The organism is Rhodoferax sp. (assembly GCF_034519335.1).
GTDB lineage: Bacteria > Pseudomonadota > Gammaproteobacteria > Burkholderiales > Burkholderiaceae_C > Allorhodoferax.
In genome coordinates this window covers 62,020-87,440 of record NZ_JAXHOL010000018.1, presented here as the reverse complement: position 1 = coordinate 87,440, position 25,421 = coordinate 62,020, and the positions used below count along the sequence as shown (strand labels likewise).

The window sequence follows — 25,421 nt, the reverse complement described above, 5'->3', positions numbered from 1 at the left end:
GGATGCCGCGCTCGGCAAACAGGCGTACATCGGTATAGAGCGGTGTGCCCATGGCGGGGATGGCTTCGCCAAACAGGGCTTCGCCGTGCTTTTGCAGCGCATCGACCAAGGGCTTGTTGCCTGCCAGCGGGCGCATGGAGTTGGCCAGTAGCAGGCGCTTGATGTCGACCGAGATGCCGGGCACATGGGCCGCCGCGTCGGCAATGACCTTGCGGATGGCGGCTTCCACCTCGGCAGGGTTTTCCTCGGGGATCATGCGGCGGTCCAGCTTGAAGACCACTTTGCCGGGAACCACATTGGTGTTGGTGCCGCCTTCGATGCGGCCCACGTTCAGGTAGGGGTGGTTGATGCCGTCTACGTCCGACGTCACTTGTTTGTAGAGCGTGTTCTGGGCATACAGCGCGTTCAGGATGTGCACCGCACCTTGCAGGGCGTCCACACCACTCTCGGGGATGGCGGCGTGTGCCATCTTGCCGTGCACGGTCACTTCCATTTGCAGGCAGCCGTTGTGCGCGGTAATCACTTGGTACGAGAAACCTGCCGCCAGCAGCAGGTCGGGCTTGGTGAGGCCCTTTTCCAGCAACCAGCCAGGCCCCAGTTCGCCGCCGAATTCTTCGTCGTAGGTGAACAGCAGTTCCACGCCGCCCTTGAGCGGCAAGCCCAGCGATTCGAGGGCGCGCACCGCAAAGGTGTAGCTGGAGAAATCGCTCTTGCTCACTGCCGTGGCGCGGCCGTACATGTTGCCGTCGGCAATCTCGCCGCCGTAGGGGTCATGCGTCCAGCCCTCACCGGGGGGCACCACATCCCCGTGGGCGTTCAGGCCGATGGTGAGCCCGCCTGCAGCGTAGGCGCGGCGCACCACCAGGTTGGTGATGCTTTGCATGCCGGCGGCGTGTACTTCGCTGGCTGGCACGCTGTGTTGTTCGGCCTGCAGGCCCATGGCGGCCAGCAGCTCGGCGGTGCGCTCGGCGTGGGGCGCGTTGTTGCCGGGCGGGGTGTCGGTGGGCACGCGCACCAGTTCTTGCAGAAAGCGCACTTGCTCGTCAAAGTGCGCGTCAATCCAGGCGTCGAGTTGTGCGTAGGGTGTGGTCATGGGTGTGTAGGTTCTTGGGCCAGTTGATGCAGCAGGTGGCTGAAGGCATCGACGGCGAGTTGCATGTCGTCGCTGGTGGTGGATTCCAGCGGGTTGTGGCTGATGCCGGAATTCAGGCCACGCACAAACAGCATGGCCTGGGGCATGATTTCATGGAGCTTCATGGCGTCGTGCCCGGCGCCGCTGGGCATGCGGTGCACGGGCACGCCCAGCGAAGTGACGGCGGCCTCCCAGCGCTGCTGCCATGCGGGCGCGCTGGGTGCGGCGCTGGCTTGCATGGTGCGGGTGAGTGTGTGGTGCAGGCCACGGCGCTCGCAAATCATGCGCAGGCCAGTGAGCACTTTGGCCTCCAGCGCATCGCGCTGCGCGTCGGACGGCGCGCGCAGGTCCAGCGAGAACTGGCAGCGCCCGGGGATCACATTGATGGAGCCATTGGGCACGTTCAGCTGCCCCACGGTGCCTACCGAGTCGCCGTCTTGGGTAGCGCAGTGCTCCACCAGCAAGATCAGCTCTGCCACCGCAGCAGCCGCATCGCGGCGCTGGCCCATGGGCGTGGTGCCGGCGTGGCTGGCCATGCCGGTGATCTCCCCCACATAGCGCACGCTGGCATTGATGGAGGTGACTACGCCCAGCGGAATGTCCAGCGCGTTGAGCACCGGGCCTTGCTCGATGTGCACCTCCACAAAGCCTTGGTAGTCGGCGGGGTTGCGGCGGATGGCGGGGATGGCGTTCACATCCAGCCCGGCGTTTGCCATGGCTTCGCGCATGCTGATGCCGTCTGCGTCCGTCTGGTCCAGCCAGGCGGGGTCAAAGTCGCCGGTGAGTGCGCCCGAGCCCAAGAAGGTGGCTTTGTAGCGCTGGCCTTCTTCTTCGGTAAAGCCCACCACCTCCAGCGCGTAGGGCAGGCGCTGGCCTTGCGCCTTGAGCGCTTGCACGCAGGCCAGGGGCACATAGATGCCCAGGCGACCGTCGTATTTGCCGCCGTTGCGCACGGTGTCATAGTGGCTTCCGGTCAGCAGGGTTTTAGAGCCTTTTTCGGCTTTCAGGCCGTGGTTATTGCGCGAATAGCTATCACTTTCATAGCGGCCCACCACATTGCCCACCGCGTCGATGGTGGCGCTGTCGCAGCCGGCGGCCAGCATGTCGGCCTGGATTTGGCGGGCGCAGGCGAGGTGCGCGTCGGTCAGGTAGGTGACGGTGAGTTGCCCGGTGCCCACATAGGTCGCATCGGTGTGTTGGGCCAAGGCCTCCTGCCAGTCCCACACCTGGTGGCCCTGCGTGGGCGTGTAGCCAAACTTGTCGTTCAGGCGAATCTCGGCAATGCGGTGCACATGGCGCAGGCACTCGGCCAGTTCAAAGTCCGGGTGACCTTGCACCCGGCGCTCCAGCGTGGCGATGATCTCGGCCTTTGGCAGGCCACTACCGCGTGGGCCGCGCACCGCCAGGATGAAGGGGAAGCCGAAGCGCGCGTTGTACTCGGCATTGAGCTTTTGAATCTTGTCGAACTCGGCGGGCGTGCAGTGCGTCAGGCCGGCCTTGCTTTGTTCATTGCTGCTCTCGGTAGTCAGGCTGTTGTCCACCATGGCCTTGCCGGCCAGTTCGGGGTGGGCACGCAAGAGTGCGAATTGGGGCTCGCGCCCCGCTGCGGCCACCACTTGCACCATGCGGTGTTTGAAGGCAGCCAGCGACGCAAAAGGCCGTTGCTGCAGGGCGCTTTCCACAATCCAGGGCGAGTGTTCGTATAAGCCTTCCAGCCGCGCGGCGGCTTCGGCCAGCGGCAGGGCGTTGAGCTGATCCAGCGTGAGGTGAGGGGATGGGGTGCGCATGGCTCAGCCTTGGTAGGGGTGCGTAGCTTTCCAGTGCCGCGCAATGTCGATGCGCCGCGCCACCCACACCTTGTCGTGCTGGGCGATGTGGTCCAGAAAACGCTGCAGCGCCGTGATGCGCCCAGGGCGGCCCAGCAGGCGGCAGTGCATGCCGATGCTCATCATCTTGGGGGCATTCAGGCCGTCGGGGTCGCCTTCGGCATAGAGCGCGTCAAAGGTGTCTTTGAGGTACTGGAAAAACGGGTCTGCGTGCGAATAGCCCTGGGGCAAAGCAAAGCGCATGTCGTTGCAGTCCAGCGTGTAGGGCACGATGAGCTGAGGCACCACGGAGCCATCGGTCTTTTGCACCTTCATCCAGAAAGGCAGGTCGTCGCCGTAGTAGTCGCTGTCGTACTCGAAGCCGCCGTAGTCGGCCACCAAACGGCGGGTGCGCGGGCTGTCGCGGCCGGTGTACCAGCCCAGCGGCCTTTCGCCCGCCAGCTTTTCAATGGCCGCCATGCCCAGCTGCATGTGTTCGCGCTCCTGCGCTTCGTCCATGTTCTGGTAGTGGATCCAGCGGTGGCCGTGGCAGGCAATCTCGTGGCCCAACTCCACGAAGCGACGTGTCAGCTCCGGGTAGCGTTCCAGCGCCATGCCCACGCCAAACACGGTGAGCGGCAGACCACGTTGCTCAAACTCGCGCAGGATGCGCCACACGCCGGCGCGCGAGCCGTACTCATAAATGCCTTCCATGCTGATATGGCGGTCCGGGTAGCTGGCAGGGTTGAACATTTCTGAGAGGAATTGCTCAGAGCCAGCGTCGCCGTGCAGCACGCTGTTTTCACCCCCTTCTTCGTAGTTGAGGACGAATTGCACGGCCACACGGGCCTGGCCGGGCCACTGCGCGTGCGGCACATGTTCGCCATAGCCAATCAGGTCGCGGGGGTAGGGGAGGGTGCTGTCGTAGGTGGTCATGGTGTGGGGGCAGGTGTCAGGGTCAAGGCGGCTTCCACGTGTTGCAGGTGTTCGTCCATCAGGCGCAGGGCCAGGCCTTCGTCGCGCGCCTGGAGCGCATCCACGATGGCGGTGTGTTCCTCGTGCGAATGTGCCGCTGCAGCGCTGGACTGGTACATCAGCGTGATCAGGGCGCAGCGCGAGAGCAGGTCCATCAGCAGCAGGGCCAGCACTTCATTGCCCATGAGCTGGGCCATGCGCACATGGAAGTCGCCCAGCAGCTCGGTGCGGCTGCTGACATTGCCGTCGCGCACGGCCTCTTGCTCTTGAACAATGTGTGCACGCAGTGCCTTGATGTGCTCGGGGGTGATCTGCGCGATGAATGCACGGACCATGCCCGCTTCGAGCATGCGGCGCACGGCAAACACCTGGCGCGCCTCGGCCACCGAGGGGGCCGACACAAAGGCGCCCCGTGCGGGTTCCATGCGGATCAGGCGGTTTTGCGAGAGCTGGAACAGCGCCTGGCGGATCAGCGTGCGTGACACGCCAAATTGGTCGGCCAGCTTTTGTTCGCCCAGTTTGGCGCCGGGTGCGAGCTGGTGCTCCACGATGGAGCGCGTGATCGCCTCTACGATGAAACTGGTGGTGGTGGGCTCCATGCGGGCATGATACCGAGAATGCCCAAAAGTGTATACACTTTGGATTTTTCAGCGAAAGGGCAGCGCCATGGGCTTGAGCACACACGTACTGGACACCATGCACGGCACGCCCGCAGCAGGCATGGCGGTGGCGCTGTACACCACGCAGGGCGACACTGCCACGCTGGTGAAACGCTTTGTGCTCAACGCCGACGGCCGCAACCCGGACGGCCCGCTGTACGACAACGCCAGCCTGCGCGTGGGCACTTACCGTTTGGTGTTTGATGTGGCGGGCTACTTCAAGGCCCGAAACGTGGCCTTGCCAGAACCCAACTTTTTGAACCAGGTGAGCCTGGACTTTGGCGTGGCCCATGTGGACCAGCACTACCACGTGCCCCTGTTGGTGAGTCCGTGGAGCTACTCCACCTACCGCGGCTCCTGACTAGAGTTGCCCCTCCGTCAAGGTATCGAGTTGAAAACGCCCACTCTTGTGCCACAGCCAGGTGTCCGTGTAGGTCACCTTGCCCATGCGCACGGGTGCGGGGAAGGGGGCCGCCGATCGCACCGAGCGTTCGATGTCGGCCATCACTTCGGGGGCATGGCTGGGCGCGCGCATCCAGCGGATGTCGGTGACCTGGCCCATGCGGTCAATATCGACCTGCAACACCCCCACGGCGTAGAGCAGGGGCGGCAGCTTGCCGGCAAAAATGCGCTGGGTGTTGCGGTCATAGAGGTGCTTGGCAGCGTCGCGGCGGTAATCCCGTGGCGTGGGCGCTTGCGAGGTATGGGTGGGCTGGGGCAGCGGAGGCGGTGCCACGGCTACGGGCGGCGGTGCTACCGGTGCGGTGGCGGCCGGGGGCGGCTTGGGGGGCGGGCTGGAGCAGCCGGCCAGCACGGCCATCAGACCTGCAAGAACACTTACATTCCAACGGGTGGGTGCGCAGCCGCGCACGGTCAAGAATTGCTGCATGGGTTGTCTCCGTTCGGTACGTTGCCGATGTACTGTGGGGCAAATTATGGCCTGTACCTGCTGTGCCCGGCCGCTAAAGGTATCCGATTGTGAAATGGCTCCCCCTCCTGGCGGCGCAATTGGCCCGGGCCGACGCGGTGCTGGTGCGTGTGCACAGCAGCCGCGGCTCCGTGCCGCGCGAGGCCGGGGCCTGGATGGCGGTGTTTCCCGATACGGTGCTGGGCACGGTGGGTGGGGGGCGGCTGGAGCTGGATGCGATTGCCGCGGCCCGCAATCATTTGTTGCAATTGGGCGCGGCCCCATTCACACAACGTTATGCCTTGGGCCCCAGCCTGGGCCAGTGTTGCGGCGGCGAGGTGCACCTGCAGTTTGAGCGCATCACGGTACAAGACAGCGCGGCGGTGTTGCAGCGCCTGCAACCACCGCGCTGGCCTGTGGCCTTGTTTGGTGGTGGCCATGTGGGCCAGGCGCTGGTGGATGTGCTGGGCAACTTGCCTTTTGTCGTGGAGTGGATCGACAGCCGCGACGGCATTTTTCCGGCCGCAGTGCCGGACAACGTGCGCTGCGAACACTCCGACCCGGTGCAGGCCGCCGTGGTCGGCTTGGCACCACAGTCGCGCGTGCTGATCATGAGCTTTAGCCACGCCGAAGACCTGGACATCGTGGCCGCCTGCCTGACCCGCCAGCGTGCGCAGGGTGATCTGCCCTATATCGGCCTGATTGGCAGCCAAACCAAGTGGGCCACCTTCCGCCACCGGCTGGAGGCGCGCGGTTTCAGCGCGGCCGAGCTGGCGCACATCACCTGCCCTATTGGCGTTCCCGGCATTCACGACAAGCGCCCCGAGGTGATTGCGGTGGCTGTGGCGGCCCAACTCTTGCAAGTGCCAACTGAACCCAAGGCTGCGGCCTGACCTGAATCTCTAGGAGAACCATCGCATGGAAAGCTATTTACTCGACTGGGCCAACCTGCTGCTGCGCTGGGTGCACGTCATCACCGCCATCGCCTGGATTGGTTCCTCGTTCTACTTTGTGTTTCTGGACAGCAGCCTCACCCCGCCCGAAGACGATGACCTGAAAAAGCAAGGCGTGAGCGGCGAGCTGTGGGCCGTGCACGGCGGTGGTTTCTACCACCCGGTCAAATTTGCCGGGGCGCCGCCCAAACTGCCCGGCAATCTGCACTGGTTTTACTGGGAGAGCTACAGCACCTGGCTCACCGGTTTCTCGCTGTTCACCATTTCCTATTTGTGGAGTGCGGGCACTTACCTCATCGACAAGTCGGTCATGGCCTGGCACCCGCACGCCGCCATTGCGGTGGCGCTGTCGTTCCTGGTGGTGTTCTGGTTGGCCTATGACGCCATCTGCCGCATCTTTGGCCAGCGCAAAAACGGTGACGCCATCGTGGGTGCACTGGTGGCGGTGCTGGTGTGTGTGGCCTCGTACCTGGCATGCCACTGGTTTGCTGGGCGCGCGGCCTTTTTGCTGGTGGGCGCCATGATGGCCACCGCCATGAGCGCCAATGTGTTCTTCTGGATCATCCCCGGCCAGCGCACCATGGTGGCCGACATTGCGGCTGGCCGCGCTGTAGACCCCATCCACGGCAAGCGCGGCAAACAACGCAGCGTGCATAACACCTACTTCACGCTGCCTGTGCTGTTCGCCATGCTCAGCAACCACTACAGCTTCACCTACAGCCATCCGCAGAACTGGCTGGTGCTCATCGTCATGATGTTTGCCGGTGCCGCCATTCGCCAGTTCTTTGTGCTGCGCCACGGCTACAAGCTGGGCCGCAACAGCCACCCCTGGCCCTATGCTGCCGTGGGTGTGGTAGCCATCCTCGGCATGCTGGTCTGGCTCAAGCCCGCGCCGCCTGCGCAGGATGCTACTAATTCAGGAGCTGCTGGCGCAGTAGCCACGGGCGCTAAAGCCCCAATTGGCTATAAAGAAATGCAGCCCATGCTGGCCCAGCGCTGCTATATGTGCCACGGCGAAGCGGTGCAGATGAAAAACGTGCGCCTGGATTCCCCGCAAGGCTTGGCCAGCCACGCGCAGGCCGTCTACCAGCAAGTCGTCGTCACCAAAATCATGCCGATGAGCAACTCCACCGGCATGACAGACGCCGAGCGGGCGATGGTGAAACAGTGGTTTGAGGCGGGGGCGAAGGTCGACTGAGCCGGATAGCGGTCACTTTGCGGGCCAGGTCATAGGCTGGAGTTGCCCGTTGGGGCCCACATGCAGCTGATGAATCTGTTGCCTTGGGAATAGGTTTGAGCGCAGATCGTTCATCACCTCTTGTCCACCACCAAATGGCACAAACAAGTCAATGATCCACACCTGTTCTCCCGATTTCCAATCGGCAGCGGTGAGCTGGTGGGGGGCAGACGCGTACCGTTGCGCGACCGGCTCTGACAAAGTCGCCCAAGAAACGTAGGCGATCGGGGAGTCATCCCGCATATACAGCTTGGCTTGTTCTAGCACCAAAGCCGGCATTACCCGCCATTCCAGTTCGCTCAGCAAAGTGTGGCGCGTAGCAGTCTGCTGCATCATGAGCCAACTGACTGCCCCGAGCAGAGGGAGCTTGCCGACGACATGGCGCGCTTGCTTCTTCAGCAGCTCCGCAAAATCTTGCAGTTCAGAGGGGTTTGTCCCACCGTTCATTTTCTCGGAGGGGGGAGTGCTGATAGGGGTATTCATGGAGTCGTTTCCTTGTGGGTATGTGTGGTGCCTGGAGGCCCCGATGCATCGAGCGCCTCCAGCGATTCAGGAAGCAAAACTCCGGCGGCGGCTTGCAGCTTCAAGAACTGAATCGACGTTTCTGCCTGTGCCTTTGATAAGTCGCGCATGGAGGCATACAGCTGTTGCTCCGCATTCAGCACATCAGGGGTGATACGGGTGCCAATGCGCAGGCCAATTTTGTTGGATTCGACGGCATTTTTTCCTGCCTCAATCGCAGTCTGCAAAGCTGCTATTTGTGCTTGACCACTCACAATGCCTGCATAGGCTTGGCGAATCTGCGTAGCCACATTGCGTCTCGCCAATGTGAGTTCATCCTGAGCTTTTGCGACCAATGCCAGCGTTTCACGAATACGTGACTGCGTGCCACCACCCGCGTACAGTGGAATCGTCAATTGAAGGCCTGCTTGGTTGGAGTTCACATGGGTGGACAAATCAGCGGGTGAGCTCAGTGAACCAGAACTGTTGTTGGTAGAGCGGCTCAGCACCAAATCCAGCGTAGGCATATGCGCGGCTTGGTGTTTGGCAACCTCTTTGTTCGCAACTTCCAGTGCCGACAGTTGGCTCCTAATCTGTGGGTTATGGGTTTCTGCTTGTACTAGCCAATCCGTTAGTGGTTTTCCGGCGTTCTGCAGTGAGATCGCGGGCACCTGGGCCAGTGAAGTGGCGACGGGTTCTCCTACGATCTTCTCCAGTTCAGCGCGCTTGTTCTCCAACTCATTGGCGGCAGCGACATGTTGAGCCCGACTCTGTGCCCACTTTGCCTTGGCTTCGTGTACATCCGTGATCGTTCCGGTTCCTACGGCGTAGGTTCTTTCTGCCAAAGTCAGTTGCTCATTCAATGCCAACACCTGGGCATGGAGGACATCAACACTTTGGACTGCAACCCAAACATCGACATAGGCCTGCGCTACACGCAGCACCAAGTCTTGCTCTGCCGCTGCAAACTGGGCTGCCGCTTGTTGGGTAGCCGCATCGGCCTGCTGGTAGCCCACCCAACTGGCCCAACGAAAAAGTGGCTGTGTCAGTTGTGCGTTCCAAGACCACGACTGCACATCGCGGTCTACTGGGCTTGCGCCCGCAAATGACGCATCACCGAACTGGCGATTTTTGTTGGCAGTCAGATTCACAGAAGGCAAAAGCCCCGCCCGTGCTTGTGGCAGTTTCTCCATAGCTGCTAAAAAGGTCTTTTGCGATGCCAAGTACTGTGCATCTTGACCTTTCGCTTTCTCGTAGATGGCTGACAGAGATTGTGAAAAAGTCGGGCTCATTCCCACTGTCAGACTCGCAACCACGAGTCCTATCCGCAGGCGACGTGCGTAGTATGGATTAACGCTCACGCAGTGCCTCCTGCTTGTAGCGCAGCATGGGGGCAAGCAGATAGTCAATCAGTCGTCGCTCGTCTGTGCGAATGTCTGCAGTCACGCTCATTCCCGCTTTCACGGTGCCCACACGGCCATTGATGGCGGTAGGCGTCTCGGTGCTATTGAGCTTGATGCGCACCGGGTACACCGCGCCTAGTTTCTGGTCTTGTACCGCGTCCGTACCTACCCACAGCACCTCTCCCTCGATGTAGCCGTAGCGCGTAAAGTCAAACGTCTCCACCTTGTTGATCACGCGCTGGCCCACGCGGATATGGCCAATGTCCCGGTTCATCACCTGGGCTTCGAGTTCCAGGGGCGTATCGGCAGGAACAATCGTCATCAGCGCTTGGGCGGCAGTGACTACACCGCCTACCGTAGTCACTGCCAATTGCTGCACCACACCATCAATGGGAGAACGCAGCGTTTGCAGCGCAAACCGTTGACTCACCTTGATGAACTCCTGCTCCGCAACATCGCGCCGCTTCGTCGACTCCAGCAATTCCGCGCTGGCCTTGGCCCGGAACTCCGCCACGGCTTGTGCCCGCTGCTCTTGCGCCGCCATGTGACCTGCTTGCGACTCTTGCAAGCGATTGCCCTGCACCGCCAGCTCTTTCTCTGCGTTGATCAACTCCACCTTGCTCTCAATGACGCCGGTTTGCGCCACATGGCCCGTCTTGGCAAGTTCTTCGCGCATGTTGTACTTTTGCTGCATCAGCGGCACGCTGGCACGTTGCTGCGCCAGCCCGCTGCTGATCGCGGCAGCATCTGCCTTGCGTTTGGTCAGCTCTGCGTCCAGCACTGCCAGTTTTGCATGTTGCTCCGCCAAGCGGCTTTGCAGCACGGCTTGTTGATTGGCAGCCACCTCGGTGGGCATCCCCGCAGGGACAGAAAACTGTCCACGCCCCCCCAACTGGGCCGTCGCGCGCAAGACTTCGGCCTTGGCCTCCCACAACTCGCGCTCAAGGCGATTACGATCCGCGCCGCTGCTCGTCAAATCCAACTCCACCAAAACCTCCCCTGCTTTCACCGTCTGCCCGTCGCGTACGGCAATCGCCTTCACTACGCCGGCCTCAAGCGGTTGCACCACCTTGCTCTTGCCTGCCGGAATCACCTTGCCCTGGGCGGTGACCACCACGTCCATCTGCGCCAGATAAGAAAACAACAATGCTGCCCCAGCCATTACGCAAATGGCTAGAGAAGCCATACGTGTGATGTAGGAGGGCGGTTGTGCCATCACCGCCAGTGCCGCCGAGCTGAACTGGTTGAACTCCACTTTGTGCTTGCTGTCACTCATGCTGCGGCTCCTTGTACTTGCAGCACCTGGTGGGCTTGGTACAGCGCCGCATATTTGCCGCCGCTGGCCAGCAACTGCTGGTGGCTCCCTGTCTCCACCAAACGCCCATCGTCCAGCACCAAAATGCGATCTGCCAACCGGAGGGTGGAGAGCCGATGTGCGACGACAAACACCGTGCGCCCTTGTGCAATGGCGGCCATGTTGTCCTGAATCAAACGCTCGCTTTCATAGTCCAGCGACGCCGTAGCCTCATCCAACAACAACATGCGTGGGTTGGTTGCCAATGCGCGTGCAATGGCTATGCGAGCGCGCTGACCGCCGCTGAGTTTGCTGCCACGCTCACCAATGACCGTGTCGTAGCCATCAGGCAGTTTTTGAATAAAGTCGTTGGCACCGGCCAAGCGCGCAGCCGCCATCACGGCCTCCATACCTAGGCTGGGGTCTGCCAGCGCAATGTTGTCGCGCACACTGCGGTTGAACAGCAAAGTGTCTTGCCCTACCACGCCCATCTGCCTGCGCAGCCACGAGGTATCCACCAAGTTAATGTCAACACCATCGATCACAATGCGCCCCGACTCAGGGGTGTAAAGCCGCTGCAGCAGGCGCATCAGGGTGGTCTTGCCGGCCCCAGACACACCTACCACGCCAATTACCTCGCCGGGCTGCACATCAAAGCTGAGGTCACTCAAAATGGCTGGCCCATTGGGCGTGTACTTGAAAGTCACCCGGTCCAAGCTCACTTGCCCCTTCACATCCGGCGGTACGGAGCGGTGGGGGCGAAATGCGGGCTCGGGTGACGCATCCAAGATATCTCCTAAGCGCTTGATGCTCACCTTCATCTGCGTGAAGTCTTGCCACAGAGACGACAGTTTCAAAATAGGCGCATTCACGCGGCCGCTCAGCATGTTGAAGGCAATCAAGCCACCCACCGTCAATGCGCCGTCAATCACCTGTCGCGCACCCAACCACAGCAGCGCCACGGTGAGCACCTTGCTGGCCATGCTAATGAACTGGTTGGTGGCGTTGCCCAGATGCCCGCCTTCAAACGACGTATTGACGTAGCTGGCCAAGCGCCTCTCCCACGCGCCTTGCCACTGCGGCTCAACGGCATGGCTTTTGAGTGTTTCCATGGAGGTGACCGTCTCTACCAGGAAGGCCTGGTTCTCGGCCCCCAGCGCAAACTTGTCTTCCAGCTTCTTGCGCAGCAGTGGCGTGATGAGGGCCGATGCCCCAAAAAACACCGGCAGTGCCGCCAGCACCACCAGCGTCAGCGTCACGCTGTAATAAAACATCACCGCGATGTACACCAGCGCAAACAGCAAATCCAGCCAGCTTGTCAGCGCTTGCCCGGTCAAAAAATTGCGCGCATTGTCCAGCTCGCGCACACGGGCTACCGTGTCGCCACTGCGGCGGCTCTCAAAATACGACAGCGGCAAATGCAGCAGGTGCTTGAACAATTTGGCCCCCAGCTCCACATCCACCCGGTTGGTGGTGTGGCTCAGCAGGTAGTGGCGTATTGCGCCCAGCACCACTTCAAAAATGCTCACACCCAGCAGCGCAATCACCATCACATCCAGTGTGGACAGCGTGCGGTTGGTCAGCACCTTGTCAATCACCACCTGAAAAATCAAGGGCGTGACCAAGGCAATGATTTGCACAAATAGCGAAGCCAGCAAGACCTCGGCCATGAGGGCTTTGTATTTTTTGAGCGAGTGCCAAAACCATGCCACCCCAAACTTGCCCGCATCGTTTGCGGCAGCGCTGATGTCAGAGGTGGGGACCAATTCCACCAGCTGGGCCACGATCCACTGCTGCGCAAACAAGGCGTCAAACTCTGCCATGGTGATCTGGCGCGGCGCGGTGTCCCCAGCCAATTGCACTACTGCAGCACCCACGGGGCCAGTCATGTCCAGCTTGCCCACCAGCATCCAGCTGCCGTCTTGGGTTGGCATGAGTGCCGGTAGTGCTACCTGCGAAATGGCTTTGGCCTGTCCACTGCGCAGCTTGGTCTCAAAGCCAACCTGCTGCAGCATGCGAACCATATCCCCTACGGCAACCGCACGCTCATCACCCTGCTGGGCAATGTCGGCAAACTGGTGGCTGAGTTGTGCTGCGTCTAAGTGAAGGTGGTGAAGTTTTGCGTAAAGGCCAATAAGCTTTAATGTTGCTTGCACTCTCAAATCCCTGTTCTTTTGTTTTAGGCGGCTTGCAAAGCCAATAGTTCTTCGTTGGCCACAACGATTTCAGTGCCTTGCATGGGAACAAATCCCAAAGGCCCCAGATCGTGCGTGCTTGCGTTGTTGCTCATTTGGTTAAACAACTGCGCCATGCGCGCCAAGTCAGCCTCCGCTGCCTGCGCATACACGCCGGACTGGTAGGCCAGCATGGCGTCTGCCGCCACACCGGTGCTGCCATCGGTGCGGGTAAACGTGGTGTCCCCCATCACCGTAATGTCTGTGCTGGCCCCGCCACCGGCCAGCGCACCACTGTGCATTTGCGCGTTGGATTGCAGATTGATGGAGGCAATCCCCAGTGCATCCAGGCCCAGGTATTCCCCGTCCTGCGTCAGTCCATCGGCGTTTTTATCCTCCCAAACGCCAAACTCTGACCACCGTGTATCCCCCGCGTCCAACAGGCCATTGCCATTGGTATCAAAGGCCCGCAACCCCTCTATATCAGTTTGTGCGCCGTCCACATACTGCTTAAACGCAAACTCACTGGCGTCGCTGATCTGATGATCACCATTCAAATCGATACCCAGCACCCCACTGCCCGCCGCAGCCCAAGCCACCTTGTCCGCCACACCATCCATATCCAGGTCGTAGCGCACATTGGAGTATTGGGTGCTGATGTAAGACGGATTGGTGCCGTCCAAAGACAGCACCACCGGGCCCACGTAGCCCGAGTACTCCATGTAGCTGGTGGCCCCACCGCTCATGCTGTAGTTGAGGTGCCAAATGTTGGTCAAGCCACGGTCATCGGTAATCCGCCAGGTGCTCTGGAAATCAATGAACCCATATCCTCGTTGCACGTCCAGATTCATGTGGGTGTTGCTGTATGAAAAAGCGTTGACTCCCACCATGCTTTGCCATGCGTAGTAAGGGTAATTAATATCACCTTCAGAGCCGGGTTCGGGTCTAGATAAGTCAGTGCGAAGTACGCTCAAACTTAGTAATGCCACAGAAGAAAACGCAGTGTCCCCATCGTCCGACACTGCAAAACTGACATCCGCCATGTCAATGCGCCTGCCAGAGTTTCCCCCAGTGCCGTAGAAACTTGCACCGTACAGGTTGACCGACGCATACAAGTTCGGCGGCGGCTTCACCTCGACAAACGCAGTCGCCCAGGTTTGCCCCCCGTTGCCGTCATCAGCCAAGATAGTCAAACGACGCTGCGCCTATGAACCCGGCAGTAGGCACAAACTCCACCTGCCCGTTGACGATGGACACCACTCCGTGGCTTGCATTGCCCACATTCACCAAACTCAGCACATCGTTCTCTACGTCCGAGTCGTTGCCGATGAGCTGTGAAAACCCAATCGTCATCGTGCTGTTCACATACGTCTGAAACTGGTCGTCCACCGCCAGCGGCGCATCGTTCACCGCGGCCACCGGCATCACCACCTGCACGGTAGGCGACAGCAGGCCTGCGGGGTCCACGGTCATGTATTCAAACTCGGCGTTGCCATTGAAGTTCAGCCCTGGTGCAAACACCACATTGCCATTGGCGTCCAGGCTTACGGTGCCATTCACTGCATTGCCCACCCAGCCGATGGCCAGCGTGCTGGTCGCGTCGTCCACATCGCCATCGTTGGCCAGCAGCACGGTCTTGTTGATCAAGAACGTAGCGTCCTCACTGGCCCCGCTTACCACCTCACCCTGCGCGTAGGGCGCGTCGTTCACGTTATCTACCAGCAAAGTGGCGGTGGCCGTGCTGGACAGGCCGTAGTGGTCCGTCACCGTGTAGCTAAAGCTGGCAGTGCCGTAGAAGTCCGGGTCCGGCAGAAACACCACCTCCGTCACCGTGTCGCCCGCACCGTTCACGCTGGTTTGCAAACTCACCTGCCCGTGGCTCGGCGTTGCCCACCGCACTGATGCGCAGCGAGCACGCCCCCCGTTGGCACCCGCATTCACAGTGCTGTCGTTGGCCAACAGCAAATCCGTGCCAATGCGCAGCACCGTGTCCTCGGTGCCTGCCAGCACTTCCCCTGCCACCTTAGGCAGGTCTAGCAGCATGCCTCTGTGCCTGCGTTGTGAACGCAGGCTGCGACAGGTGCGGCCTCATCCTCAGAGTCTCACTATCGGCTGCACTGGGCACGCCGCTACTCACCAAGCGTAGCCCGAATTTCTCTGACCGGGCTGACGTTGCTTGCGTAGGCCGAGACGATCAAGGCCCGCCCGCTGCAAGGCATCCATATCGGCCAGCACACCAGGCGGCGGTGGCGCATCCACCACGCGCCGGGGCTCCTCTTGCCAAGTGCCTTGTGGCTCTGTCCTCGTGTTGGAGTCACCGCCAGGCGTGTGGCGAGGTTGCAGTCATACGCGGGGCAATGCCATTGGGCACCGTGCGCATCGGCTGTGCGCGTACTGCAGAGTCCAGCTCGTTGTTGCTCGATCAAGCGCCATCTCGCTCGCCTGCTGGGTGGCTGATGCTGCAAAGGCAGTGGTCTGCACCGCCCCTAGGCCAACCATTGCCAGGGCACCCAAGCCCATACCCAGTCCACTCGGCCATGGCACCTTCTTGCGCACTGCGCACCATCTGGCAGCTGTTGGGTCGCCAATCTCTCCCAGCGCCAAGCGCGGCAATGGCGGTACTGGGGACAAACACCAGTCGTTTGTCGGTCAGCGCTTGGCCCTGGCCGTTGTTGCCGGTTTCCTTTGTGCGTTTCACGTCCCCCAAGCTCACCGCCCCGGTAGCCGTAGTTTGCGTAGGAGCGCCAGCCACATTGGTGCCACCATGGCGGTGTTCGTCTTGCTCTGCGGTGCCTTCCCAGTCTCCCGTGGTCAGCGCATCATGTTCAAACGTAGCCTCGCGCACACTGCCCCAGCGCGTCACACCGCCTTGGTCCACCACCTGCACCTGGCCCTGGTAGCCCTCGTGCTCCAGCATCTGCCCGGCGTTAATCGTGTGCAGCACGCCCTGTGCATCCGCCTCCTGCATCTGCGTGTAGCGCACGCCTTCGGTGTCCGACTGCAGCGTGGTGGCACTCAGCGCATCGCGGTGGCCATCGGCATACACCACCTCACCGGTGGTGAAGTCGATGCTGCTGATCTGCAAGCTCGCCAAGTCGGCCTGTTCGCCCGCATCCAGCCGCGCATCCTGGTTCACATCCACCCACAGCCGAATAGCTGCAAACGCCGGGTCGCTGGCATTGAGCACCCCATCCCCGTTGGCATCGAGCCACTCCACGTTGTTGCGCTGCAGGTGCGCGTGGGCGGTGGCGGCCAGGGCATCGTTAGCCAGGTTGCCTGGCTGTGAAGCCCCTTCGGTAGCGTGCCCCGCATTGCCCCCCAGGTTCAAAATATCGCGCGTCTCAATCTGGCCATTGCCGTTGTAGTCCAGCACCAGCATGCCTTGCACGTTGCCCTGGGCATCGGTGGCACTCACCCACTGGGTTTGCTCGTAGTAGCCGTCGCCCTCGGTGTCGCGGTACAGGGTGCTGGTAGCCACCTGTTGTTCGGCTTGTTGCTCTTGCAAGGTTTGCAGCGCCTGCGTGCTGGCTTGCACAGCATCACTGGCCACAACGCCGGCCCCCACATCGGAGCCCAGATGCACCACCAGCGCCCCAAAGCTCTGGGTCTTGAAGTCCGCACTCTCGGTGGCGTTGCCCTCTATCGCATAGGCCTGGTTGCCGTGGTACGCATGGCCCCCGGCCCCGGCACCCAGCTGGGCTGCAATCTCGCCCTGGCCCGCACCCTCAGCCAGCAGCTGTTGCATATGCCCCATCTGCGTTTGCACCTGCCAGGCCGGGGCAATGCCACCGTTCTCGGTCAAGATGTCAAACAAGCGCTGCGCCAAGCCCTCAGCCTGGTTGGCACCTTGCAACATCTCCCGGTAGCTGCCGCCATCGGGTGTGGTCATCTCTATCCACGCACCGCCACTCTGCGAGAAACCCACACGTGGCAGCAGGTAGGGGTTGATGGCCACGTTGTCAGACGTATCGGGTGTCTGGTCGTTGATGCTTTGCACGATGGACTGCAACAAGCCCTGCACGCTCTGCGCAGTGCTCTGCGCCATCTCGCCACCGTGGCTTTGGTTGAAGTCCACCTTGATCTGGATGTCGCCCTGTGCGTCCCATTCAAAGTGGGTCACACCTTCGGGTGGTGGTGGGCGGTTGTCGGCCAAACACACCGGCTGCCAAAATCCAGATGGCAATGCTGGCCGCCAATCACTGCCGCGGATAAAGGCCACCGCACTGGCAATCATGCTCACGGTGTTGCCGCTCTCGATGGCACCTATCAGGTTCAGGGCTTGCAGGTAGGGCAAGTCGATGGGCGTGAGACTGCTGCCTGTGGTGTTGGCAAAGGTGTTGTAGAACGCTCCAGCTGCACTGGCCTGCGCGATCGGGTCGTTGCCCTGCAGGGCGGTGATCAAACTCAGACCCGCACCCCACTGGCCCAGGTCACCGGGCAGGTTGCCGTCCGCGCCCGTGCCAGAGAGCTGCGCAGTGGCACTGCCCAGGTTGTCGAACTGGTTGTACAGGCCCACCAAGCTTTGCAGCTTGCCCAGATCGGTGAGGTGGTCAAAGTGCTGCAGGTTGGCCAGGCTGTTGACAAAGCTCAGTGCGCCTGCTGCGTCGTTGGCGCTGGCGTTGAATTGGGCCTCTTGGTACTGCCCGGTCGTCATCACCTTGCCCGCACCGGTGACATGCACATCCACAGGGTTGCTGGAGCCATCGGGGTTGATGGTGTTGGCCTGCAAGTGCAGTACCCCTGTGGGAGAGAGGCTAAGTTCCCCCACGATGTCGCCATCGGCATTGGCCAACAGGGCACCGCCACCGGGCAGGGTGTGCAGGCTCAGGCCCGCGCCATCCACCGCCCCCAGGCCCAGAGCAGCCAGCTGGGTGCCCAGGGCTTGTTGCTGAACGAGACTCAGAGATGCGCCGGCACCGCTGAGGTAGGTTTGCAGGTCTTGGGGGTGGCCGGGGTTTGCTATGGTTTGTGTAGCTGCTGGCGCAGTGTTGACGGGGGCTAAGGGCGTGATTTGATGCTGAATCGCCAGCTTCGGTGCTACCGCCACCGCCTGCATCGCTGACGACTGCGCCATCGCCTGTGGTGTTGCCTGCATCGGCGTACTGCACGCCGGGGGCGCTGGTGGCAGTGGGTTTGAGGCCCAGAGTGTCTAGCAGCGCATCTGCTTGTTCTTGGGTGAGGTCGGGCTTGAGTTCGGTGCTTGTTTGGTTGGCGGCGTTCTGGCTTGTTTGGTTGGCGGCGTTCTGGTTGGCAAGGTAAGCAGCAGCCTCTGCCTCGCCGTTGCTGTTGCCGGGTTGGTAATCGTTGTCGGCGCTGGGGGCGGCGGTGCTTGCTGCATCGCTGCCACTGGTGCTGGTGGGATTGATTTCTGGTGGCAGGTCCAGGCCGTTGATGCTGGCTTCTTTGTAAGCAGCCAGTTTGTCTTTGGCCCAGTCGGGTATGGCAACCGTGTTGCCTGGCTTGAGGTCGTTGACATTTCCATCAGAGCCAGCGGCCCGCGCGTTGGCCTGGGTCTCCGCAACAAACTGTGCGGTTTCGCTGTCGCTCAAGCCCAGCGTTTTACCAATCTTCCACAAGCTGTCACCGGTTCTGATGGTGAAGCTGTTGTCGGCCGTGCCGCTGTTGGGCAGGGGGGTGAAGGTGTGGGGGGTGCCTGCACTGCCTTGCACCGTCTCCATCACTCCGGTGTTTTGGTTCAGGCTTTGGCGCAGGCCGGTTTTTGCATCAAAGGTGCTGACGATGTTGAAGCTGTCGGGGGCGTTGGGGTTCTGGGCGCTGTGGCGGTTTTCGTAAACAGTTTCAGAGACGGGCAGGCCTGTCGCCGTGTCCACCACGGTGACGATGCGGGTGGTGCTGGTCGCGTTTTTTATATCCGTGGTGCGGGTGGATAAGCCCGAATTCGTGGTGGTGTCCCAGGTTTGGCTGGCGTTGGGTGCCGTTTGGGTGGTGACTCCGTAGGGCTGGCCGTCGGGGGCGGTGGCGTTTTGTTGGTTGATTTCGTTGCGGCGCAGATCCTCAAAGGTGGTACTGCCCACTTGGCCCAGGCTGTCGATGCCGACGCCGGGTGGTGAGGGGGCTACCTCAGTTACGCCAGGAATGATGGTTTTTCCAGCCGTGTCCATTCCAATCGAGAACGGTGCTCCCGTGATTTCAAACTGGCTGCCATCCATGCGGTTTCCAGGTACACGCACTTCCATGATGGCACCCGTTTCAGGGTCTCTGAACGTCCTGACCTGCACAACACTTTGGCTCGTTTGCGCGTTGGGGCCTGTGCCTATTGTTTGTAGATTGCCAACCGGCTCGTAGTGCACAGAATCCACGGCGTAGCCCGAGGGGCTTACGCCGTTCATCACGTTCCATTGCTGCAGTGTGATGTTGGGGTTAAAGCCACTGTCGCTCAGAACTTGCTTGACCACATCCTTGCTGATGTCCTGATTGAGTATGGGCACATAGCGTGTTTGGTTCGGAAAAAGCAGTGGATCGCCACCCGTGAAGTTGCCCCCATCGGTATAGACATAGGTGCGCGGCGTACCGTTTTGATCCTTGGTGCTGACCACGTAGTAGTTGGTTCCATCCACTGTGCGCGAAGGCTGCAAGTTTGCATCGGCGGGAATGGCGGGGGCTGTGGCTTGTATCCATTGGTCATACGCCAATTGCTTTGCTGCTTCACCGGCGTATTTGTCTCCAGCGAAGATGCCGCCAAGCATGACTATTGGTTGAAAAGGCCCAGTGGCCTTGGGCAAGAGTTCAAATGCTGCTTTAGTTGCCCAAGCCCCCGCACCCCCACCAACAGGTCCCGCCAAAGCGCCTGCAGCCTCCATCGCGCTTTCCAGAAACTGGCCAGCCAGTAGGTTGTTGCCTACGGCGGTAACATCATCAAACTTTGCAATTCCACCAGCGACCACACCTGCAGCCCCCAGCGGGCCAGTGGAGCCGAGTCCACCGCTCCCATGCCAAGCTTCGGTCCCTTTGACGGCATCTTTGACTGATTTGTCGATGGACTCCAGCAGGCCCAGCTGGGGAATAACTGTCGTATTGCTGAGCCCAGTGTTGAGATTGATTCCCACGGGCTGCACGCTACCTGTCTGCGTCTGCATGGCTCCGCTGCTGGTGAAAACATATACAGGCGGTTTAGCCATGACGTGACTCCTTGGAAATCAGTTTGCGAACTGTTAGCGAGGTGAAATATGTAATTCCGGCCAATAGTGACCACAGTCCAATGATGAAAAATGGTGCTAAACAGGGGGCAGTGATTGGACTCGCAACAAATGAGTAACCTGTACGGTGCAAGCGTCCAAAGCTAGGGAAAAGGATGTATTCGTACAAAATCCACAACATCCCAGCCAAAGAGAGTAGGCAAAATACTGCCGTAATCAGGAAGTCGCGCAATGTTCGATCTTCTTCACTCAATTTTCCGACATGATGCATTAGCACTATCTGTGATAGAAAAGTAGTCGGCGCCAATGCAACGGTGTACACACTGTGCAAATACAGCCCCTTTTCCGCCTGGGGCACTAGCCGCCTGATGTTGTCCAGCCAAGGAAATACCTTGGTGGCCCATTCCACGTAGTCACGTGCAGTTTGGCTGTCGCGCAGTACCGTGGTTTCAACAAAAAACCATCCCCATACTGCTGCAATCCCCCAAACGATCAACATCACCACGGTTGCCGTTCGCGCAGCACTGGGGGTCTTAAATACCGTCTTCCAAAAAGACTCTTTTGGTACGTTGTCAGTTTTCATGTTTTTTGGACGTAGTTACGTGGCTGAGTTTTGCGGCTACGCAACGCTGTTGTGTGCAGGCAGTGAGGGCGTTGAGCGCTCTGCAGGGGCGCTGCTTGTCGCATGAATTTGGATGAGTCCGGTACTCTACCCGGTCAAACATCAAGCGCAAATCCCCCAAAGGGGTGAATTTGCAGCTGCATAAAAAAATGGCCTCTGGCCCTCATGGAATGTGCGCAAGCCACTATCAAATAGATATCGAATCTGCCCCCCATTGCCCCCCAGGTTCAAGATATCGCGCGTCTCAACCAGGCCATTGCCGTTGTAGTCCAGCACCAGCATGCCTTGCACGTTGCCCTGTGCATCGGTGGCGCTCACCCACTGCGTCTTCTCATAGAAACCATCGCCCTCGGTGTCGCGGTACAGGGTGCTGGTAGCCACCTGTTGTTCGGCTTGTTGCTCTTGCAAGCTTTGCAGCGCCTGCGTGCTGGCCTGCACGGCATCACTGGCCACAACGCCTGCCCCCACATCGGAGCCCAAGTGCACCACCAGCGCCCCAAAGCTCTGGGTCTTGAAGTCTGCACTCTCGGTAGCATTGCCCTCAATCGCATAGGCCTGGTTGCCATGGTAGGCATGGCCCCCGGCACCGGCACCCAGCTGGGCTGCAATCTCGCCCTGGCCTGCACCCTCAGCCAGCAACTGCTGCATATGGCCCATCTGCGTTTGCACCTGCCAGGCCGGGGCTATGCCACCGTTCTCGGTCAAGATGTCAAACAAGCGCTGCGCCACGCTATTGCCCTGCATCGCTTTGCGGTATCGGTTGCGGGTTTTGTGCACCAAACGGGTGCCTTCTGTGTTTTGCGTTGAGTAGTTCAAAGCGATTTCCAGCCAATAAGGGTGCATATGGGTGCAAACGGACTATTGCTTTTTTTTACTCATATATGCTTTTTTATAAATTTACCTGGCAACTACACATCCGTATATCCCCCATTCGGGTGAATTTGCGGCAGCGCACAAAATAGGCTGCTTCTGCAACTTATGCGTAAAAGTACCTCTAGCCCAGGTGGGGTATGTGTAAGCCACTATCAAAGATATAGCGGCAATCGGGGGCTGGTTTGCCTGCCCTAGGGGGGGGGCGCCTGTGGCCCTAGCGTTGTGCCGTTGCCAGCCGCAGTGCCAGGCCCACAAACACCACGCTGGCGATGCGGTTGAGCACACGCTGGGCGCGCAGTGAGCGCTTGAACACCTGGCCAAAGCCTGCGGCGAACCATGCCACGGCGCTGAAGGTGAGCAAGGCGGCCAGCATGAAGACCGCGCCCAGCAGCACGATTTGGAGCGCCATATTGCCTGTGGCGGGGTTGGCGAACTGGGGCAGGAAGGCCAAGAAGAAGATGGCTACCTTGGGGTTGGTGATGTTCATCATCACGCCGCGCAGGTAGGTTTGCCAAGGTGTCATGGCGGGCTGGGTGGCCGTTTCAGAAATGCCCACAGGTGCATTCCATGCGCCCCAAGCCAGCCACAGCAAATAACCCGCACCCAGAAGCTTAAGTGCCGTAAAGGCGGTGGCTGACGCCGCAAACACCGCGGCCAGGCCCAGCGCCACGGCTGCGGTGTGGAACAGCAAGCCGCTGCACAAGCCCAGCACCACCAGCAGGCCGGCGCGGCGCCCATGCACGGCCGAGTGCAGCAGCACAAATACGTTGTCGGGCCCGGGCGAGAGGGCGAGCAAAACCGAAGCGGCAAAAAACGTCAGCGTGGTGTCCAGAGCAAGCATGGCAGGGGGCCGCAGGCGCGGCAAAGGAGGGCAGGGACTGCCATCCTAACGCCTGCCGACATATGCTCAGTTGCCGATGATGGAGAGCAACTCTTCGCGGGTGCTGGGGTCGGCCATGTACTTGCCGTACAGCGGGGACATGCGGCGCACCATGGGGGCCACGTCTTTCACGCGCACAAACTGCACCCCCTGCTTGGTGGCGGTTTCCACTGCCGACGCCACGCGTTTGTTCCACAGCTCACGCATCACCTGGGCAGAGTCGCTGCCTGCTTTTTGAAAGGCGGCTTTGTCGGCCGCGCTCAGGCTGGCCCAGAGTTTGGTGGAGACCACCAGTGCTTCGGGTGAGACCACGTGGTTGGTCATGTAGACCGACTTGGCCACTTTGTAATGCCCGGTGGATTCGAAGGACGGCATGTTGTTCTCGGCGCAGTCCACTTCGCCTTTTTCCAGAGCGCCCATCACGTCCTTGAAGGGCAGGGCCACGGGCGTGGCCTCCAGCAGCTTCACCATTTCCAGGTACACCTCAGACTGCTGCACGCGGACGCGCGCACCCGCCAGGTCCTTGAAGCTGTTGACGCTGCGGCTGGCGCAGTAGAAAGAGCGGCCGCCGCCGTCGTACCAGCCCAGCACCACAAAGCCCGCCGCTTGCAGCTTGGCAGCAAAGCGTTCGCCCAGCTTGCCGTCCAGGTGTTTGAACATGTGGGCCGAGTCGGTGAACAAAAATGGCAGGTTCAAGGCTTTGAGGCCTGGCACCGCATCAGACAGAGGGCCGGAGCTGAACTCAGCCACATCGATCTCGCCGGCCTTGAGCATCTGCACTGCCTTGGGCTGGTCGCCCAGGCTGGCGTTGGAGAAGATCTCGATCTGGTAGCGCCCACCGGTGTTCTGGGTCACCAGGCTGGCAAAGCGCTTCATCGCCTCGGTGACCGGGTAGCCATCGGGGTGGATGTTCCAGGCGCGCAACTTGGTTTGCGCGCCTGCGCTTGCACAGGCCAAGGCCAACAGGCCCATGGCGGCCCAGCGAAGGGGGGTGGGTGCTGCCATGGCGTCAGGCCTGGGCGACTTCGTGGGCGCCCATGATTTCCAAGGCGCGCACCAGGGCCGAGTGGTCCAAACCTGCCATGCCGTTGGCCGCGCACACCTGCATCAGCTGCGCCGCACCGGCGGTTTGCGGCAGGGCCAGGCCCAAGGCCTTGGCGCCGCTCAGGGCCAGGGCCAGGTCTTTTTGGTGCAGGCCAATGCGGAAGCCCGGGTTGAAGGTGCGCTTGACCATGCGTTCACCATGCACTTCCAGAATGCGCGAAGAGGCGAAGCCGCCCATCAGGGCCTGGCGCACTTTGGCAGGGTCAGCGCCGGCCTTGCTGGCAAACAGCAGGGCTTCGCCCACGGCCGCAATGTTCAGGGCCACGATGATCTGGTTGGCCACCTTGCAGGTCTGGCCATCGCCATTGCCGCCCACCAGGGTGATGTTCTTGCCCATCAGTTGCAACAGCGGCAACACAGCGTTGAAGGTGGCTTCTTCGGCGCCCACCATGATGGTCAGGCTGGCGGCTTTGGCGCCGACTTCACCACCCGACACGGGGGCGTCCATGTACTGGCAGCCCAGCGCGTTGATCTTGGCCGCGAAGGCCTTGGTGTCCATGGGCGAGATGGAGCTCATGTCCACCACGGTCTTGCCTGCGCTCAGGCCTGCGGCCACACCGTTGGCGCCAAACAAGACGGCTTCCACGTCCGGGGTGTCGGGCAGCATGAGGAAGATGATGTCGGCCTTTTGGGCGACTTCTTGCGCACTGGCGCAGGCGCGTCCGCCCGCTTCCAGCAGCTGTGCAGGCACTGCGCTGCGGGTGTTCAGGTACACGGTGTGGCCGGCGGCGATAAGGTGCCCTGCCATGGGGGCGCCCATGATGCCGAGGCCGATAAATCCGAGAGTAGTCATAGTGGTAGTGCGAAGGAGTTGGGGAGACTGTGTGGCAGCGTGTTCTGCGGAGGTAAAGGAGGAGCCCGAAGGGCGGGGGACACGCAGCAGAACACGCTGCCACCCAGTCTCCCCGCCAGAAAAAGAAGTGCTAGCTAAGGTACCGGTCCCGCAAAGCCTGCGTGGCGTTGCGGAACACCCCCAGGTCGCTGCCTACGGCCACAAAGGTGGCACCCATGTCCATGTAGCGGCGTGCATCGGCCTCTACTGGCGCCAGGATGCCGGTGGGCTTGCCGTGGGCCTTGGCCTGGGCAAACACATGGGCAATAGCGGCCTGCACCTCGGGGTGCGCGGCGTTGCCCAGGTGGCCATAACCAGCGGCCAGGTCTGACGGCCCGACAAAAATGCAGTCCACGCCTGGCACGGCGGCAATCTCGCCACTGGCGGCCACGGCTTCGCGGCTTTCAATTTGCACCGCCACACACATGTGCTGGTTGGCTTCCTGGAAATAGTTGGGCACCGAGCCATAGCGGTTGCTGCGCTGGGCGACCGATACACCGCGCATGCCCTCGGGCGGGTAGCGGGTGGCGGACACGGCCAACTCCGCTTCTTCGGCGTTTTGCACAAAGGGCACCAGGAAGTTGTAGAACCCGGCGTCCAGCAGGCGCTTGATCTCGATGGGGTTGTTGCAGGTGGGGCGCACAAAGGGCGCGCTCACGCTGTCCTTGAGCGCCATGAGTTGGGGCACAAAGGTCACCACATCGTTGGGCGAGTGTTCGCCGTCCAACAAGATCCAGTCAAAGCCAGCAACACCCAGCACCTCGGCGGTGATGGGGCTGGCCAGGGATGCCCAGCAGCCAATCAGGCGCTTGCCGGCCAGCAGGTCCTTCTTGAACTGGTTGGGAAAAGGGCGGTAAGGGGTAGGGTAGGTCATGGCAATGCCTTCAAGCGGAGCAATCGGGTGTTGGTTCTT

The 25,421-nt window shown here is 60.9% G+C and carries 21 protein-coding genes; 3 read left to right on the top strand and 18 right to left on the bottom strand.

The window, feature by feature from the left end:
* The 4 genes from U5O12_RS07825 to U5O12_RS07810 form a co-directional block, all read right to left on the bottom strand.
* Window positions 1–1,093: M20/M25/M40 family metallo-hydrolase (locus U5O12_RS07825; protein ID WP_322578085.1), on the bottom strand; the 1,093-nt coding region annotated here is incomplete at its 3' end.
* Window positions 1,090–2,919: a 2-oxo-4-hydroxy-4-carboxy-5-ureidoimidazoline decarboxylase gene (gene uraD / locus U5O12_RS07820; RefSeq protein WP_322578084.1), complete on the bottom strand. Its 1,830-nt coding sequence runs from the start codon at window positions 2,917–2,919 to the stop codon at window positions 1,090–1,092. The genes U5O12_RS07825 and uraD, both read right to left, overlap by 4 nt.
* A gap of 3 nt (window positions 2,920–2,922) precedes the next feature.
* Window positions 2,923–3,873, bottom strand: a complete 951-nt coding sequence (gene puuE / locus U5O12_RS07815; RefSeq protein ID WP_322578083.1) for an allantoinase PuuE — start codon at window positions 3,871–3,873, stop codon at window positions 2,923–2,925.
* Window positions 3,870–4,511, bottom strand: coding sequence for a GntR family transcriptional regulator (locus tag U5O12_RS07810; RefSeq protein ID WP_322578082.1), 642 nt, complete (start codon window positions 4,509–4,511; stop codon window positions 3,870–3,872). The genes puuE and U5O12_RS07810 overlap by 4 nt, the downstream gene beginning before the upstream one ends.
* 67 nt (window positions 4,512–4,578) lie before the next feature.
* Here U5O12_RS07810 and uraH point away from each other — a divergent pair, with 67 nt between their 5' ends.
* Window positions 4,579–4,932, top strand: coding sequence for a hydroxyisourate hydrolase (gene uraH / locus U5O12_RS07805; RefSeq protein ID WP_322578081.1), 354 nt, complete (start codon window positions 4,579–4,581; stop codon window positions 4,930–4,932).
* Here the strand turns inward: uraH and U5O12_RS07800 are convergent, their stop codons facing one another.
* The gene (locus tag U5O12_RS07800; RefSeq protein ID WP_322578080.1) at window positions 4,933–5,460 is read right to left on the bottom strand and encodes a hypothetical protein; all 528 of its coding nucleotides are present in this window, start codon (window positions 5,458–5,460) and stop codon (window positions 4,933–4,935) included. It lies immediately after the preceding gene.
* A gap of 89 nt (window positions 5,461–5,549) precedes the next feature.
* On the opposite strand from U5O12_RS07800, the gene xdhC reads away from it, so the two are divergent.
* Both xdhC and U5O12_RS07790 read left to right on the top strand, forming a co-directional pair.
* Window positions 5,550–6,371 (top strand): xanthine dehydrogenase accessory protein XdhC, encoded by an 822-nt coding sequence (gene xdhC, locus U5O12_RS07795; RefSeq protein WP_322578079.1) that lies wholly within the window; start codon window positions 5,550–5,552, stop codon window positions 6,369–6,371.
* Window positions 6,372–6,396: 25 nt separating this feature from the next.
* Window positions 6,397–7,629: a urate hydroxylase PuuD gene (locus U5O12_RS07790; protein WP_322578078.1), complete on the top strand. Its 1,233-nt coding sequence runs from the start codon at window positions 6,397–6,399 to the stop codon at window positions 7,627–7,629.
* Between the two features lie 12 nt (window positions 7,630–7,641).
* Here the strand turns inward: U5O12_RS07790 and U5O12_RS07785 are convergent, their stop codons facing one another.
* The 13 genes from U5O12_RS07785 to garL form a co-directional block, all read right to left on the bottom strand.
* Complete coding sequence (locus U5O12_RS07785) at window positions 7,642–8,151, bottom strand: toxin-activating lysine-acyltransferase (RefSeq protein WP_322578077.1); 510 nt, start codon at window positions 8,149–8,151, stop codon at window positions 7,642–7,644.
* Window positions 8,148–9,530, bottom strand: coding sequence for a TolC family outer membrane protein (locus U5O12_RS07780; RefSeq protein ID WP_322578076.1), 1,383 nt, complete (start codon window positions 9,528–9,530; stop codon window positions 8,148–8,150). The genes U5O12_RS07785 and U5O12_RS07780 overlap by 4 nt, the downstream gene beginning before the upstream one ends.
* Window positions 9,520–10,848 (bottom strand): HlyD family type I secretion periplasmic adaptor subunit, encoded by a 1,329-nt coding sequence (locus U5O12_RS07775; RefSeq protein WP_322578075.1) that lies wholly within the window; start codon window positions 10,846–10,848, stop codon window positions 9,520–9,522. The genes U5O12_RS07780 and U5O12_RS07775 overlap by 11 nt, the downstream gene beginning before the upstream one ends.
* A complete protein-coding gene (locus tag U5O12_RS07770) occupies window positions 10,845–13,022 on the bottom strand; it encodes a type I secretion system permease/ATPase (protein ID WP_322578074.1) in 2,178 nt (725 codons plus the stop codon). Before U5O12_RS07770 ends, U5O12_RS07775 begins: the two co-directional genes overlap by 4 nt.
* A 23-nt stretch (window positions 13,023–13,045) precedes the next feature.
* Entirely contained in the window at window positions 13,046–14,233 is a 1,188-nt protein-coding gene (locus tag U5O12_RS07765; RefSeq protein WP_322578073.1) for a hypothetical protein, read from the bottom strand.
* A complete protein-coding gene (locus U5O12_RS07760) occupies window positions 14,217–15,083 on the bottom strand; it encodes a tandem-95 repeat protein (RefSeq protein ID WP_322578072.1) in 867 nt (288 codons plus the stop codon). The genes U5O12_RS07765 and U5O12_RS07760 overlap by 17 nt, the downstream gene beginning before the upstream one ends.
* A gap of 379 nt (window positions 15,084–15,462) precedes the next feature.
* On the bottom strand, window positions 15,463–18,087 hold the full coding sequence (locus U5O12_RS07755; protein ID WP_322578071.1) for a hypothetical protein: 2,625 nt from the start codon (window positions 18,085–18,087) through the stop codon (window positions 15,463–15,465).
* Between the two features lie 2,084 nt (window positions 18,088–20,171).
* Window positions 20,172–20,780 carry a hypothetical protein gene (locus tag U5O12_RS07750; protein WP_322578070.1) on the bottom strand — a complete coding sequence of 203 codons (609 nt, stop codon included), beginning with the start codon at window positions 20,778–20,780 and terminating at the stop codon, window positions 20,172–20,174.
* A gap of 141 nt (window positions 20,781–20,921) precedes the next feature.
* The gene (locus U5O12_RS07745; protein ID WP_322578069.1) at window positions 20,922–21,635 is read right to left on the bottom strand and encodes a hypothetical protein; all 714 of its coding nucleotides are present in this window, start codon (window positions 21,633–21,635) and stop codon (window positions 20,922–20,924) included.
* Between the two features lie 271 nt (window positions 21,636–21,906).
* Entirely contained in the window at window positions 21,907–22,533 is a 627-nt protein-coding gene (locus U5O12_RS07740) for a LysE family translocator (protein WP_322578068.1), read from the bottom strand.
* Window positions 22,534–22,599: 66 nt separating this feature from the next.
* A complete protein-coding gene (locus tag U5O12_RS07735; protein ID WP_416221464.1) occupies window positions 22,600–23,577 on the bottom strand; it encodes a TRAP transporter substrate-binding protein in 978 nt (325 codons plus the stop codon).
* Between the two features lie 4 nt (window positions 23,578–23,581).
* On the bottom strand, window positions 23,582–24,556 hold the full coding sequence (locus U5O12_RS07730) for a 2-hydroxy-3-oxopropionate reductase (protein WP_322578090.1): 975 nt from the start codon (window positions 24,554–24,556) through the stop codon (window positions 23,582–23,584).
* A 43-nt stretch (window positions 24,557–24,599) separates the two neighbouring features.
* A complete protein-coding gene (gene garL, locus U5O12_RS07725; RefSeq protein ID WP_322578067.1) occupies window positions 24,600–25,382 on the bottom strand; it encodes a 2-dehydro-3-deoxyglucarate aldolase in 783 nt (260 codons plus the stop codon).
* Window positions 25,383–25,421: the final 39 nt, after the last annotated feature.

Bases quoted from the DNA above. Each gene is read 5' to 3' on its own strand.
- U5O12_RS07800 (WP_322578080.1), bottom strand. From the start codon at position 5,460: ATGCAGCAATTCTTGACCGTGCGCGGCTGCGCACCCACCCGTTGGAAT.
- U5O12_RS07740 (WP_322578068.1), bottom strand. From the start codon at position 22,533: ATGCTTGCTCTGGACACCACGCTGACGTTTTTTGCCGCTTCGGTTTTG.
- U5O12_RS07750 (WP_322578070.1), bottom strand. From the start codon at position 20,780: ATGAAAACTGACAACGTACCAAAAGAGTCTTTTTGGAAGACGGTATTT.
- uraH (WP_322578081.1), top strand. From the start codon at position 4,579: ATGGGCTTGAGCACACACGTACTGGACACCATGCACGGCACGCCCGCA.
- U5O12_RS07760 (WP_322578072.1), bottom strand. From the start codon at position 15,083: ATGCTGCTAGACCTGCCTAAGGTGGCAGGGGAAGTGCTGGCAGGCACC.
- U5O12_RS07790 (WP_322578078.1), top strand. From the start codon at position 6,397: ATGGAAAGCTATTTACTCGACTGGGCCAACCTGCTGCTGCGCTGGGTG.
- puuE (WP_322578083.1), bottom strand. From the start codon at position 3,873: ATGACCACCTACGACAGCACCCTCCCCTACCCCCGCGACCTGATTGGC.
- U5O12_RS07785 (WP_322578077.1), bottom strand. From the start codon at position 8,151: ATGAATACCCCTATCAGCACTCCCCCCTCCGAGAAAATGAACGGTGGG.
- U5O12_RS07775 (WP_322578075.1), bottom strand. From the start codon at position 10,848: ATGAGTGACAGCAAGCACAAAGTGGAGTTCAACCAGTTCAGCTCGGCG.
- uraD (WP_322578084.1), bottom strand. From the start codon at position 2,919: ATGCGCACCCCATCCCCTCACCTCACGCTGGATCAGCTCAACGCCCTG.
- U5O12_RS07735 (WP_416221464.1), bottom strand. From the start codon at position 23,577: ATGGCAGCACCCACCCCCCTTCGCTGGGCCGCCATGGGCCTGTTGGCC.
- U5O12_RS07810 (WP_322578082.1), bottom strand. From the start codon at position 4,511: ATGGAGCCCACCACCACCAGTTTCATCGTAGAGGCGATCACGCGCTCC.
- garL (WP_322578067.1), bottom strand. From the start codon at position 25,382: ATGACCTACCCTACCCCTTACCGCCCTTTTCCCAACCAGTTCAAGAAG.